The sequence below is a fragment of the Thermincola sp. GK-1 genome (assembly GCF_059412445.1).
Genome location: NZ_JBSQAT010000031.1, coordinates 1 through 14,269 on the forward strand (window position 1 = coordinate 1; position 14,269 = coordinate 14,269).

At 47.0% G+C, this 14,269-nt stretch carries 10 protein-coding genes and 1 other annotated feature; all 10 genes read right to left on the reverse strand.

Annotated elements, in window-relative coordinates; all coding sequences use genetic code 11:
• Positions 1–133 precede the first annotated feature (133 nt).
• Positions 134–772 (reverse strand): redox-sensing transcriptional repressor Rex, encoded by a 639-nt coding sequence (locus tag ACSNJE_RS15560; RefSeq protein WP_052218072.1) that lies wholly within the window; start codon positions 770–772, stop codon positions 134–136.
• Positions 773–832: 60 nt separating this feature from the next.
• Positions 833–1,657: an SPOR domain-containing protein gene (locus ACSNJE_RS15565; protein WP_495253045.1), complete on the reverse strand. Its 825-nt coding sequence runs from the start codon at positions 1,655–1,657 to the stop codon at positions 833–835.
• A gap of 232 nt (positions 1,658–1,889) precedes the next feature.
• A complete protein-coding gene (locus tag ACSNJE_RS15570) occupies positions 1,890–3,182 on the reverse strand; it encodes a bifunctional folylpolyglutamate synthase/dihydrofolate synthase (RefSeq protein ID WP_495253046.1) in 1,293 nt (430 codons plus the stop codon).
• Between the two features lie 166 nt (positions 3,183–3,348).
• Positions 3,349–4,116: a helix-turn-helix domain-containing protein gene (locus tag ACSNJE_RS15575; RefSeq protein ID WP_013121387.1), complete on the reverse strand. Its 768-nt coding sequence runs from the start codon at positions 4,114–4,116 to the stop codon at positions 3,349–3,351.
• A 298-nt stretch (positions 4,117–4,414) separates the two neighbouring features.
• Positions 4,415–7,066: a valine--tRNA ligase gene (locus tag ACSNJE_RS15580; RefSeq protein WP_495253047.1), complete on the reverse strand. Its 2,652-nt coding sequence runs from the start codon at positions 7,064–7,066 to the stop codon at positions 4,415–4,417.
• 65 nt (positions 7,067–7,131) lie between these two features.
• Positions 7,132–7,373, reverse strand: a binding site (T-box leader).
• 57 nt (positions 7,374–7,430) lie between these two features.
• Complete coding sequence (locus ACSNJE_RS15585) at positions 7,431–8,429, reverse strand: sodium:calcium antiporter (RefSeq protein WP_052218077.1); 999 nt, start codon at positions 8,427–8,429, stop codon at positions 7,431–7,433.
• A gap of 163 nt (positions 8,430–8,592) precedes the next feature.
• Positions 8,593–9,210 (reverse strand): ribosome biogenesis GTP-binding protein YihA/YsxC, encoded by a 618-nt coding sequence (gene yihA, locus ACSNJE_RS15590; RefSeq protein ID WP_474660466.1) that lies wholly within the window; start codon positions 9,208–9,210, stop codon positions 8,593–8,595.
• A 2-nt stretch (positions 9,211–9,212) separates the two neighbouring features.
• A complete protein-coding gene (gene lon / locus ACSNJE_RS15595; RefSeq protein WP_495253048.1) occupies positions 9,213–11,546 on the reverse strand; it encodes an endopeptidase La in 2,334 nt (777 codons plus the stop codon).
• Between the two features lie 126 nt (positions 11,547–11,672).
• Complete coding sequence (gene lonB / locus ACSNJE_RS15600) at positions 11,673–13,355, reverse strand: ATP-dependent protease LonB (RefSeq protein WP_052218080.1); 1,683 nt, start codon at positions 13,353–13,355, stop codon at positions 11,673–11,675.
• 326 nt (positions 13,356–13,681) lie between these two features.
• Entirely contained in the window at positions 13,682–13,837 is a 156-nt protein-coding gene (locus ACSNJE_RS15605) for a hypothetical protein (RefSeq protein ID WP_495253049.1), read from the reverse strand.
• Positions 13,838–14,269 lie beyond the last annotated feature (432 nt).

Below are 14,269 nucleotides of genomic sequence, written 5' to 3' on the forward strand. Positions count from 1 at the left end.
ACCATCATATCTACCTTTTTTGACATAAGTTATCCACAACCCTGCTAAACGGTAATTTCCTTAACAACAAAAAAAGACCGTGCCGGTTGGCACGGTCTTTGTTACATTCGTCACATAAAAAACGATAAAACAATTAGTATCCATCATTCTCCATACCTAAATGGAAGGTTAAAATCTCTAATTTAGTTGATAAATCAATGTTTCTTACATGTACATGGTCAGGCACGTTCAACACGGTCGGCGCAAAGTTAAGAATGGCCTTGACCCCGCTTTTCACCAAAATATTCGCTACATCCTGTGCTGCGGAAGCAGGAGCTGTGATAACACCCATTTTCACATTATGTTCCTTAACTACCCTGGGAATCTCTTCCGTCCCCAATACCTCAAGGTCAAGAAGTTTTTTACCTATTTTCGTAAGATCATTATCGAAAACGCCAACAATATCAAACCCCCGTTGTCTGAACCCGCGATATGAAACCAGGGCTGAACCCAAATTACCGGCGCCCACGACAACAACGGACCATCTGTTGGTAAGTCCGAGGATCTTGAGGGTATGCTTCAAAAGGTCTTTAACGTTATAGCCCACCCCACGCGTTCCAAATTCACCAAAATAGGCCAGGTCTTTTCTGACTTGTGCCGGACTAACGCCGGTGCCTTCTGCTATTTCGCCGGAAGATATGGTAACAATACCCTTTTTATCTATGGCCTCTAAAAATCTCGAATAAACTGATAATCTGGTGATAGTAGCCTCCGGTATTTTCAGTGCCTTCATCCCGTTCCTCCCTCCCTCTCTCCAGAAAATTATAACACACAATATTAAAGGAGGACAATATTAAGTTGTATCAGGCACTGCCAATTGGTCCCAGCAATTAATATAAGCCTGAACGAACTGGATTAGCCCCTTCGCCACCTGGTTATAATTGTCCTGATTCCATTGCGACTGCAGTTTAACCATATCGGCTTTTAATAACCTGGCCGAATCGGCTAAACCATTCACAGCCAAGCCAAATTCGCCCGACTCGGGCACTTTTTTGTCCAGTTCCGCTATTAAAGAATCCAATTCTCCCATTATTGGGACCAAAGCCCTTTCAATCGCCTGGCGGTCGGCCCGTTCAAAGGACCCGAAACTGCAACTATTTCCCAATGATTTTATGAACAGGGAACATTTCTCCAGAAAAGGAGCCCATTTATAGACCAGCTCCGCTTTTTTTTCCGAAAACGATAATTCCGTGGCGTTCAACATATTAGCCTGAACAAAGGCGCCTACTTCTTTTTCTTTTAAATAATCTTTGAATTTGTATGCCTCTTCCCTGGTACCGAAAAAACCTATGTACAGGCGATACGGAGCTTTTTCAGTTATAAACGGGTCCAGGCCCAAACTTAAAAAGTCCCCGGCTGCCTGCCGGGCGCTTTCCAGGTCAGAATAGACCCCTCCCTGTAGATAAAAAACAGGTACAGGCGTTAACACCACACTTCCTGCCTGTTTTTCAGCTACCACAGCCTTTGCACCGGGAGGTTGGGAGGTTCTTTTCTCACCCCCGGATTTCAATATGCCAAGGTAAGCTTTTCCCAATATAGCGCTAAAAAAGATGGCCAGGGCGGAAACAGTAAAAAATATTACCATCGCAGCCACAAGCCTTTTCCTGTTTGGTCTCATCGGGATCCTCCAGCCATATAACTCAGTGGCTCAACCTTCTCAGTTCTAATGGCCCAGTAACAGTGAAACAATAAGTTGCCAACTTAATATAACCGCAGAGTAAACGGAGAACACGGAGAATTAATTATAAAAGTAACGGTTGTTTCACCCTTCCCGGACACTCTAAATAGTTTTTAATGGAATAGTTGAGTTATTTATTCTTATCATATGGCCAGGCTACTCCGGTTAGAACTCATTTTTTCAGAAAGTACTCCCTTGCTTCAGCCACCATGTACAGAGAACCGGTTATACAAACCAAATCGCCCGGTTCCGCAATTTTAACCGCTGTATCAACGGCCTGGTGAATATCTTCAATGACCCGCACATCGTTTACATATTTTTTCACTTCTTCGGCTACTTTATCCCACTGACCGGCCCTGGGAGAGTTGGGCCTGGTAATTACCACCTTAGCTGCCAAAGGCGCTAATTCTGCCACCACTTTTTCCCGCTCTTTATCGCCCAGCATACCGAAAACCAAAATCAGTTTATCGTAGGAGAATACTTCTTGTAGAGCGTTTCTCAGGCTTTTGGCCCCGTGTACGTTATGAGCGCCGTCAATAATTACCATCGGCTGTCTTTGCATAATTTCCAATCTGGCCGGCCACTTGACCGACGCCATTCCGTTCTCTACGGCATCCTGCCCGATCTGCACGCCGAGCGTTTCCAAAGCTTCTACAGTTACTATAGCAGTAACGGCATTGACAATCTGATGGTGACCCAAAAGGCCGATACGCACGTTTTTGTAAGTGCGGTTACTGGTGTTTAAATTAAAAGTTTGTCCCCAAACAGAAGAATCTGTTATTTCCCATTTGGCTTCTTTGTAAACCTCGATCAGACGGGCGTTTCTTTCCCGGGCCGTGCGTGAAATTACCTCTAAAGCCTCAAGGTCCTGTACCGCCGTTACGGCCAGCCCATTGAGTTTTATTATACCTGCCTTAACCTCAGCAATTTCCCGAATGGAATGGCCCAGGTAATCCATATGGTCCATAGCCACATTGGTGATCACCGATACAAGCGGAACAACTACATTAGTGGAGTCAATAGCCCCTCCAAGACCCACTTCCAGGACCACATAGTCCACTTTCTGGTCATAAAAATACTGGAAGGCCAGGGCCGTACATACCTCAAATTCAGTGGGGTGCTCATAACCGTCTTCTACCATCTTGTCAAGATAAGGTTTTAGAAAAACAATATACCTGGCCATTGCTTCCTCAGAAATGGTAACATTATTTATCGTATACCTCTCCGTATAAGAATGCAGGTGGGGAGAAGTAAAAACCCCGACCCGGTACCCGGCGGCCTGCAGGATGCCGCTTATGAAAGCCGTTGTAGAACCTTTCCCGTTGGTTCCACCCACGTGCACCACTTTTAATTTTTTGTGGGGGTTTCCGAGCCGGTTCAGCAGTTCTTCTATCCGCCCCAAACCAAAGTTAAACCCAAATTTAGTCAGGTCCTGTAAATATGTCAACGCTTCCTGGTAATTCATTCAAAAGACCTCCCAAAAATAAGATCACTTCTTAGTTTTCGACTTTTCGCACAAAAAACCTGCTAAAAAAAAATCCGGCATATCCCGCCAGATTGAAGCTATTAACAAAGGTTATTCCGAAAAATTCTGGGAGGTTAAATGTTTTCAAAATCGTTCAACCTCCCCTTCAAATACGAGGATTTTTTAACATATCGGCAAAGTTGAGCACTAACTTGAGCTTGTCTTCTTCCATGCGGCAAATAGAACCCAGCAACAGTTGAACCTTTTTATCCATGAGCAGATTTCTTAATTCAGGGCTTAAGCCGCCAATCATCGCTTCAACTTCTTCCCTGTCCAAAATCAGATAGCAAACAGAAACCCCCAGCACCTGACTGATTTTTTCTATGGTTTTTAAAGATGCATTGACTTTACCCATTTCTATCTGACCGACTAACCCAGGCGAAATCCCGGCCCGTACTGCCAGTTCCTTCTGGGTGAGGCCTTTCATCTTCCTGGCATACTGGAGTTTCTCGGCGATAATACTATTCTTCCGTTCGTTTTCAATAAACAGGCTCACAGGAACCCCCAGGCAGGCAGCTATTTTTTTCAGGGTACCCACAGCAGGGACAGTAGTTCCGCGCTCAAGTTCGCTGAGATAAGTAAAAGACAACCCTGTTAAATTCCCAAAATCAACCAGGCTCAAACCTTTTTCTTCTCTTAATGCTCTGATACGGTCCCCGATGTTCAGTTTCCCTGTTTTAAAGTCTTCACAATCTTCTATGGTTAAGGCCTCAAAAACCCTGACCAGTTTGGACATCTGCCGGGCGGGAATCTCTTTCCCCTTTACCAGGTCGTCGGCAACCGATTCCGGCAACCGGGCTCTCCTGACAAGCTCTTCAGGAGTAATTCCCCATTTTTCCAGAGATTCTAAAAGAGTTTTTACATTGGCCCTCATTTACCTTATCCCTTCCCATGCAACGTAAATTTTTCTTTTATTTTATATTATAACACTAATACATTTTGAAGCAAGAATAAAATCAATTATTCCAAATAAGTATAAACGAAATCCGGATTAAACACAACCAATAATCACAGGGTTTTTCGGGGAAAACACAAATTCTTTGCCAGCAATTATTTGTAGGATTGTTACCCAAGGGTTTTGTCCTCGAGGTTTGTGGGACTTTTCACTACTTAGCCATTCAGTAAAACAGGCTGCCCAAAAAGGGCAGCCCCACACATAGCATTTGTTTCTTTTATTTAACGCCTAATTTGGCCAAACGTTCAAGTACAGCTTGTTTCTTCTCGGAATACTCTGCATGTTTGGCCTTTTCTTTGGCAATAACATCTTCCGGCGCCTTGTCCAGGAACTTTTGGTTGTTTAGCTTTCCGTTAACCCTGGCCAGTTCCTTTTCGAGAACATCCAGTTCTTTGCGGAGACGGGCCACTTCAGCCTGGATATCAACCAGTCCCTTCAGCGGCATATAAATTTCTACGCCTTTTATAATAGCGCTCATAGCATCTTCCGGTTCCGCATCCAGTTTTTCTTCCAGGGTCAAATTAGCAATATGCGCCAGGTTCACCAGGTACGGTTTACACCGGTTTAATACCTCCATGGCCGCACCTGAACCGGCATTGATAATCACATCGGCTTTACGGGAAGGCGCTACATTCATTTCGCTCCTGATATTTCTGACAGCTTTTATTACTTCCATGGCCATTTCCATCTCGGCTTCAGCTTTCTCATCTACCTCGGCGGTATTAAATTCAGGCCACTGCTGGGTCATTATGGTTTTGCCCTCATGGGGAAGATGCTGCCAAATCTCCTCGGTTATAAAAGGCATAAAGGGATGCAGTAACCGCATAGTTCCTTCCAGAACGGACCAGAGTACATACTGCGCCGTATACCTTGCTGCCGGGCTTTCTTTGCCGTAAAGCACAGGCTTCACCAGTTCAATGTACCAGTCACAGAACTCGTTCCAAATAAATTCATATAATGACTGGGCTGCCTCTCCCAGGTTATAAGCTTCCAGAGCATCAGTAACGGTCTTAACAGTTTTGTTAAATCTGGACTTAATCCATTTATCCGCCGGCGAATAGTCTTTAGGCGGTTCCCCTGGTTTGAAATCTTCCAGGTTCATCAATACAAAGCGGGAAGCATTCCATATTTTATTGGCAAAATTTCTGGTGTTATCCAACCGTTCAAAATGGAACCGCAAATCATTACCGGGGGTGTTGCCGGTAATCAGCATGAATCGCAAAGTGTCGGCTCCATATTTTTCAATAACCTCAATGGGGTCAACTCCGTTGCCAAGGGATTTGCTCATTTTGCGTCCCTGAGCATCGAGAACCAACCCATGGATGAATACCTCCCTGAAGGGAACTTCTTTCATAAATTCCATGGCCATAAATATCATTCTGGCTACCCAGAAGAATATAATATCCCGACCGGTTACTAATACGGAAGTTGGATAAAAGTACTCCAATTCAGGTTTCCTTTCCGGCCAGCCCAGGGTGGAAAAAGGCCATAACCCGGAACTGAACCAGGTATCCAAAACGTCAGGGTCTTGTTCCAATCTTGCACTGCCGCACTTTGGACATTTTTCCGGCGGATCCAGTTCACAGATTACTTCCCCGCAATCCTGACAGTACCAGACAGGAATCCGGTGCCCCCACCACAACTGGCGTGAAATACACCAATCCCTTATATTCTCCATCCAGTTCAGGTATATTTTCGTAAAGCGCTCGGGAATAAAACGCACCCGTTCCTCTTTAGCTGCCTGGATGGCCGGTTCAGCCAGAGGTTTCATTTTGACAAACCATTGTTTGGAAACCAGCGGTTCTATAACTGTACCGCAACGGTAACAATGGCCGACAGAATGGGTGTGGTCTTCAACTTTGACCAGGAAACCGCCCTTTTCCAGGTCCTCAACAATCCTTTTGCGGCACTCATACCGGTCCAGTCCCCGGTATATCCCTGCCTCCTCATTCATTGTTCCGTCCTTGTTCATAACGGTGATTTCGGGCAGGTTATGCCTTTTCCCCACTTCAAAATCATTGGGGTCGTGAGCAGGCGTTATCTTTACTACCCCGGTACCAAATTCAGGGTCAACGTATTCGTCAGCAATAACCTGGATTTCACGGCCAACCAGAGGCAAAATTACACTTCTGCCCACCAGGTGCTTATATCTTTCATCAGCGGGATGTACGGCGACGGCCGTATCACCCAGCATTGTTTCCGGCCTGGTCGTAGCCAGGTATACATATTCATCACTGTCTTTAACAGGGTACCTTATATGCCAGAAGTGGCCCGCCTGGTCGGTATGTTCCACTTCTATATCAGATATGGTGGTACGGCAGTTGGTACACCAGTTGATGATATAGTTATCCCGATATATGAGCCCTTTTTTGTAAAGATCAACAAAAACTTTTTGTACGGCGCGGGAGCAGCCCTCATCCATCGTAAACCTTTCCCGCTCCCAGTCACAGGATGAGCCAAGACTTCTTAACTGGGTGGCTATCCGGTTGTGATAAAACTCCTTCCATTGCCATACCCGCTCCAAAAATTTATCCCTGCCCAGGTCGTATTTGGAGAGGCCCTCCTTGGCCAGTTGTTCTTCCACCTTGGCCTGGGTAGCTATCCCGGCATGGTCGGTCCCGGGCAGCCAAAGGGCATTATATCCCTGCATACGGCGCCACCTGGTCAGAATATCCTGCAGGGTATTATCTATAGCATGTCCCATATGCAACGCCCCGGTTACATTGGGCGGAGGCATAACAATGGCGAAAGGCTTCTTTTCAGGATTTACTTCCGCATGAAAAAAGCCATTATCCTCCCAAAATTTATACCACTTTTTTTCAACTTCCCCAGGGTTGTAAGTAGTGGGCAAGTTCTTTTCCGCGCTCATGCTTCATCCTCCTTAAGTATAAAATGGCTTATCACCGTCCGCCAAATAAAAAAACTTTTCATCCGTTTAAGGACGAAAAGCTCATTTCCGCGGTACCACCTTACTTCACAAGCGTTGTAGCGCCTGGAACTCTTTGGCTGTAACGGGCTGACCCGGTAAAGCTTACATAAGGGAGGGTTAATCCTTCCTCTTCAGCCTTACAGCTCCAGGGCGACGTTCAAAAGCCTTTTTCCCGGGGGCCTTTCAGCCAAGGGCACCCCTCTCTTTAGAGAAAGTACCTTTTACTCTTCCCTGTCATTGCCTGCAATATCCATTAACGTATATATATTATACTAATTATTGGCTCGATGTCAACCCGGACGGCTTAATAATGGGCCTTGAGAACAAGGGCTATAAATAAGCTGTAGAATAACCCTCCTACCAGAAGTGTATATGCCCGCAGACGTTTCTTTGTTACAAGGTAAATAAGGATAATTCCGGCTGAAGCCAGGGCGATCACTGCAGACATAAAAGCTGCCGGTGTCAGGGCCCACGGGGTCAGAGCAATCCCGATAGCCGGTATTATGGAACTCTGAAAAACCATAGCCCCGGTTATATTGCCCAGGGCCAAGGTATCTTTACCCCTGCTGACCCAGATAATACTATTAAATTTTTCCGGCAGTTCAGTGGCTATAGGAGTTACAATTACCGAAAGTACAAAAGGCGCAATACCCAAAGTCACAGCAACTTTTTCCATATTATGCACAAACACCTCGGCCCCACCCAAAATTCCGGCAATGGCCAGCCCCAACTGCAGCAACACTATGCGCAGACGGGGATACGAGCGGTTTTTGGCCAGTATTAAGGGAGCGATACTGGTTTCCCCCAGTTGGTCGCCATCTTTTATAGTGCGTATGACATAAACGCAATAAGCCAGGATTAAAACCAAAGCTATTATCTTTTTGAAAGTATGCCTGGTCAACAGCGAAGCCACAATGGCTCCTGAATATACTATAAGAAAAAAGGTCAGGTCCCTTTTCATGAGAGAATCGTCAACGAGCATAGTCGTCCGCCTTTTACCCATAAAGGCTAAAGCAAGAGCAGCGCTGCCCGTGACAAACATGGCCAGGGTACCCAGCATAAAGGGCGCGCCCAGAATGGCCCCTATACCGATTTCCTGGGCGGCAGCAGAATGGCCAAAGACTATGGCAATAATGGGAATAAGGGTTTCCGGCAGGGCAGTACCTACGGCTGCCAAAATGCTGCCGACAGCTCCCTCTGATAATTTCAGCATTTTACCCAACCATTCAACAGCGTTTGTGAACAATTCCGCGCTTAATAAAATAACCCCCAGGCTGATTAACAGTAACGCAACGTTTACCATAGACGCACCCCTTTTCCGCAGGCTATTAATAGGGTATGCTGCGGCTGCAAATGCCATGTCAGGAAAAGCCTGTAAACTCCAAAGCCGGCCACCGTCCGATAAAACGATGACCGGCTATTGTTATCCCTTAAAAACAGCATTGCAATCTGCTACTTTAAGTTGGCTATCCTTCTGGAACCGCCCTGCCCTCTTCTTTTGATTTGACCATCTTATCCAAAATTCCCAGTAATTCTTCCCTTCCCTGTCTTGTTTCAGCAGAAAAGACTACTACCGGAGTTTCGGGGTCGGGCATCAATGATTGCCTGATTATTTTGGCATGCTGTGCCCATTTACCCCGCGTAATTTTATCGGCTTTGTTTAAAACCAATACCGTTGGAATGCGGTAGTGTTTCAGCCACTGATGCATAGTAATATCGTCACGGCTTGGCGCATGCCGGATATCAATCAACTGCACTACCGCCACCAGTTCCTCTCTGTTTTTAAGGTAGTTTTCGATCATCTTACCCCAATAACTCTTGGTTTCTTTGGATACCCTGGCAAATCCATATCCGGGTAAATCCACAAAGTACAAACTTTTATTAATCAGATAAAAATTTAACAGTTGGGTCTTTCCCGGCCTGCTGCTGGTCTTGGCCAAACCCTTCCGGTTAGTTAGCGTGTTGATTAAAGAAGATTTGCCCACGTTGGACCGTCCGGCAAAAGCAATTTCGGGATACCCTTCAACAGGGTACTGTTTCGGTCCCGGGGCGCTGATAATGAATTCAGCGGCAGTAATGTTCAAATTTAGCCCTCCTGAAGCGCTCTTGCTAAAACCTCATCCATGTGTTCCACCAGGACAAATTCCACTTTAGATTTCACCTTTTGCGGTATTTCCTCTAGGTCTTTTTTATTGTCTTTGGGCAGAATGACAACCTTAATCCCGGCCCGGTGAGCAGCCAGCACTTTTTCTTTTATGCCTCCTACAGGTAAAACCCGGCCCCGTAAAGTTATCTCGCCCGTCATGGCCACTTCGCGTCTGGTCTTCCTCTGCGTCAAAGCCGATGCCAGAGCTGTGGCCATGGTGATACCCGCAGAGGGGCCATCCTTGGGAATAGCGCCTTCCGGCACGTGGATATGGGTGTCGTATTTATCGTAAAAATCCGGGTCTATTTTCAATTCCGAGGCCTTAGACCGAATATAGCTGAATGCCGCCTGGGCCGATTCCTTCATCACATCGCCCAGTTTACCCGTCAGGGTGAGCTTACCGGTTCCCTTCATTACGGTTACTTCTACAGCCAGGACATCGCCGCCTGTTTCGGTCCAGGCCAGGCCAGTGGCAATACCCACTTCATCTTCCTTTTCAGCCACGCCAAACCTGTAACTGGGGATGCCCAAAAACTGTTCCAGGTTCTGTATGGAAACCTTAACCCGCTTTTGGTTTTTTTGCACAATCTGGCGGGCTGCTTTGCGGCAGATAGCGGCTATTTCCCGTTCCAGGTTACGCACACCGGCTTCCCTGGTGTATTCGCGGATAATTTTCCGGATTACATTTTCTGACATTTGCAGTTGCCCGGCTTTTAACCCATGTTCTTTCAACTGCTTCGGAATTAAGTGGCGCCGAGCAATTTGTACCTTTTCTTCTTCTGTATACCCGGAAATATATATGACTTCCATCCTGTCCAGAAGCGGCCTCGGCACAGGATGCAGGGCATTTGCCGTAGTTATAAACATGACATCGGACAAGTCAAAGGGACTTTCTATATAATGGTCGCTGAAAGAGTTGTTTTGCTCAGGGTCAAGGACTTCCAACAGAGCCGCCGAGGGGTCTCCCCTGAAATCCATACTCATTTTGTCTATTTCATCGAGCAGGAACACAGGATTCCGTGAACCTGCCTGTTTAATGCCCTGAATAATACGGCCCGGCATAGCCCCTACGTAAGTCCTGCGATGTCCTCTGATTTCCGCTTCATCACGCACCCCCCCGAGGGACATCCGGACGAAATTTCGTTCCAGAGCCCTGGCAATGGATTTGGCCAGCGAAGTCTTCCCTACACCGGGCGGCCCTACAAAGCATAAAATTGGGCCCTTCAGCTTTTTGGCCAGTTTTCTGATGGCTAAATATTCCAGGATACGTTCTTTGACCTTGTCCAAACCATAATGGTCTTCATTTAAGACCATCTCAGCCTGGTTAATATCAAGCCGGTCCCTGGTTGTCTTCCGCCACGGCAGGGCCAACAACCAATCCAGGTAAGTTCTGATCACTCCTGACTCAGCGGCCATCGGAGGCATTTTATCAAGCCTCTCCACTTCCTTCAGGGCTTTTTCCTCGACTTCCTTCGGCATCCTGGCTTTTTTGATCTTGGCCCTGTATTCTTCCGTTTCGGCTGTTTTCTCATCCTTTTCGCCCAGTTCTTTCTGGATAGCCTTTAACTGTTCCCGGAGATAGTATTCCTTTTGGGTCTTTTCCATCTGCTTGCGGACCCGGAGATTTATCTTTCTTTCCAACTCCAGGATTTCCATCTCCTTGGCCAGTATTTCACAGAGGATCTCCAGTCTCTTCTTGGCTTCTATTGCCTCCAGCACCCTTTGTTTGTCTTCAGTTTTCAGAGCCAGATGAGATACGATAATATCCGCCAGACGACCCGGATCCTCCAGGTTAACCACCGTAATAACAGTCTCCGGCGGTATGCGCTTGCTCATTTTCACATATTGCTCAAACTGGTTGACAAGACTTCGCATCAATGCTTCTATTTCCGGGGTAACCTCGTGCTGTTCAGCATACTCTTCTATCTCAACCTTAAAATAAGGTTCATGTTCGAGGAATTTAACGACTTTAGCGCGCGCCAAGCCCTCAACAAGAATTCTTATAGTGCCCCCAGGCAGTTTCAATAATTGCTTTACCTCGGCCACAGTACCGGTGTGGTAAATGTCATTTTCTCCCGGTTCATCAGTCTGGGCTTCCTTTTGGGTAGCAAGAAAAATAATTCTGTCCTGAACCATGGTTTCCTCGATTGCTTTCACGGACTTTTCCCGGCCAACATCCAAATGTATTACCATATAGGGAAATACCAAAATCCCGCGCAAAGGCAAAAGTGGTAATGTTTTTGTAACCTTCGCTGCATCCGATTGGTCGGTCATAACGGTTCCTCCTTATTGTTCAATACCTGCCTTAATATTATATACTCTCTGGGAAAGCCCTGCAAGTCATCCGGCTTCAGGGAAACCATCAACCAATAGGAAACCCCGTAACAAAACGGGGCTTCATTAAACAGATAAAGCAGATAACACATCTACCTGGTGATAACTTTCAGGAGCAGACTTGGCGGAAAAAAGGGCTCTGCTAACTATTTCCTGTAAATTTTCTACCCCAATTACCTCTATTCCTTCCATTTCCCTGAAAATCGCCTGGTAGTTATCTTTAGGAATAAATACCGTTGTAGCTCCGGCCTGTTTAGCCGCTTCAACCTTTGCCACTATGCCGCCAACCGGTTTTACTTTTCCCTGGATAGACAGTTCGCCTGTCATCGCCACCTTGTTGTCTACCGGAATGCCTTTAATGGCAGACAAAATGGCTGTAGCTATGGTGACTCCGGCGGAAGGCCCGTCTATAGGGATCCCACCGGGGAAATTCACGTGGATGTCATACTTATTGGGTTCAATTTTAAAAGTATGCCTTAAAACAGTCAGCACATTTTCCACGGAACCCTTGGCCATACTTTTGCGTTTCATCACCTTGGAACCGTTGCCAATCTCTTCTTCTTCCACCATTCCTGTAACAGTCACTTTACCGCGGCCCGCCCCAACTTCGATTGCGCTAACTTCCACCTCAACCAGCATACCCATATTGGGGCCGTAAACAGCCAAACCGTTAACAACACCCACCTGGGGCAGCAAAGGTACTTTTTTCTCAGGCCGGGGTGAATATTGACCACTGTTCACCACCCATTCAATGTCACTAACCTTTATTAACTGCCTGTTGTCGGTCATAGCTATACCGGCGGCAATCTGGACAATATTTACCGCTTCCCGGCCGTTATTGGCATACTTCTTGACCACGTCCAGGGCGCCCGGTTCTGCCTCAAAGCCTATTTTCCTGCGCGCATTTTCAGCAATTATGCCAATTTCATCAGGCAGTAGCGCGCGAAAAAACACCTCCAGGCACCGGGACCGGATGGCCGACGGTATTTCGTGCGGCATCCTGGTAGTAGCTCCCACCAGTCGGAAATCAGCCGGTAAACCATTTTGGAAAATATCATGGATATGTACCGGTACGTTCCGGTCTTCTGAGCTGTAATAGGCGCTTTCCAGTATCACTTTCCTGTCTTCCAACACCTTGAGCAACTTATTCATCTGCACGGGGTGCAATTCGCCTATTTCATCAATAAACAGCATACCCCCATGGGCTTTTGTTACAGCGCCCGGTTTGGGCTGCGGTATGCCTGCCTGACCCATAGGCCCGGCCCCCTGGTAAATAGGATCATGCACAGAACCAATTAACGGGTCCGCTATCCCGCGCTCGTCAAACCTGGCCGTAGTAGCGTCAATTTCCACGAACTTGGCATCTTCCTTGAATGGAGAAGCCGGGTTTTTTTTGGCTTCCTCCAGCACCAACCGGGCAGCCGCTGTTTTGCCGACCCCGGGAGGTCCATAAATAATTACATGCTGTGGGTTGGGTCCGCATAAAGCTGCTTTTAGGGCCTTGATGCCTTCCTGCTGGCCTACTATTTCATTAAAAGTGCTCGGTCGGGTTTTCTCTGATAAAGGTTCCGTTAAAGAAATGCGGCGCATTTTCATCAGTTTTTCCATTTCTTTTTTTGATTCTTTCTCAACGGCATGTTTGTTACCCTGTTGGGCCCTTAACAAATTCCAAAAATACAGGCCAATCACAACAGCAAAAAAGATTTGGACAAAGCTCAAAAATCCTCCCAAACCGTTTAAAAAATCCACAATAAAAGCCCCCTCGAAATAATATGTATCATTGACAATTAATAGTATTGCCAGGGTCTTCCCCTTTTATCCTGCCCCCGCCCGGTACCTCCAACACTGTATCAATCGTTGCTCTTAAGCTGCGGTTTGCCGCTGTAGAGGCGAAACAACCGTTGCTCTATAGAAGGCCGCTACACCGGTGAAACAACCGTTGCTCCGAGGCTGCGCCTTCCCAGCTAAGGAGGGGTGGGTAGGGTTCTCCGCTACCAGGGAGCTTGGTGCTGCAAAACCGCAGACAGGCAGGCAGTGTTCCCGAACTCGATGGCTCATAATGATATCCTTAATAGTTAGGCCGCCTCCCGTCCAGGACACTCAACATGAGTTGAGTGCCGGACTTCCCGGCGGCCTTCGCCATCTTCAAACATTCGCGAACCCCCTGCCTGCCCGGCTGCGGTTTCGCGGGCGCAGTCGCTCCCAAACGGTAGCCGGAGAACCCTGCCCACCCCTCCCTTTTGCCGGTAGGCGCTGTTCGGCGAAACAACCGTCGCTTTAAGAAAAACAGTAGATACCGCTATGGAGGTAAAACAACAAGTTGCGACCTGGTGGAGGGCAGGTAGACAGTGTTAACGACAGTGAAGGCTTAAAATCGCTGTTTCCGGTACGGACGCCGGAAACCCGGCCATGAGTCACGGATGACGATTTGGCCGGGTTCAGCGATTTCAACCGTACAGAGTTTACACTGTCTCCGCCCGTAACCTTGGAGCAACGGTTGTTTACCTCCATAGCGGTTACAGCAACTCACGGCTGTGGTTTGGCAGCATAAAGCTCCGTGGTAGCGGAGAGCCTACCCATCCCCCAAAGAACAAATTCGCCTATCGGCGATTCTTTCTTGAACTATACAAACGATTCACTATTATAGGGTTGGCTAATGCCAA

What these genes read in the sequence shown, in the direction of transcription:
- ACSNJE_RS15565 (WP_495253045.1), bottom strand. Translation starts at nt 1,657, where the DNA reads ATGAGACCAAACAGGAAAAGGCTTGTGGCTGCGATGGTAATATTTTTT.
- ACSNJE_RS15575 (WP_013121387.1), bottom strand. Translation starts at nt 4,116, where the DNA reads ATGAGGGCCAATGTAAAAACTCTTTTAGAATCTCTGGAAAAATGGGGA.
- ACSNJE_RS15585 (WP_052218077.1), bottom strand. Translation starts at nt 8,429, where the DNA reads ATGGTAAACGTTGCGTTACTGTTAATCAGCCTGGGGGTTATTTTATTA.
- ACSNJE_RS15570 (WP_495253046.1), bottom strand. Translation starts at nt 3,182, where the DNA reads ATGAATTACCAGGAAGCGTTGACATATTTACAGGACCTGACTAAATTT.
- lon (WP_495253048.1), bottom strand. Translation starts at nt 11,546, where the DNA reads ATGACCGACCAATCGGATGCAGCGAAGGTTACAAAAACATTACCACTT.
- ACSNJE_RS15580 (WP_495253047.1), bottom strand. Translation starts at nt 7,066, where the DNA reads ATGAGCGCGGAAAAGAACTTGCCCACTACTTACAACCCTGGGGAAGTT.
- ACSNJE_RS15560 (WP_052218072.1), bottom strand. Translation starts at nt 772, where the DNA reads ATGAAGGCACTGAAAATACCGGAGGCTACTATCACCAGATTATCAGTT.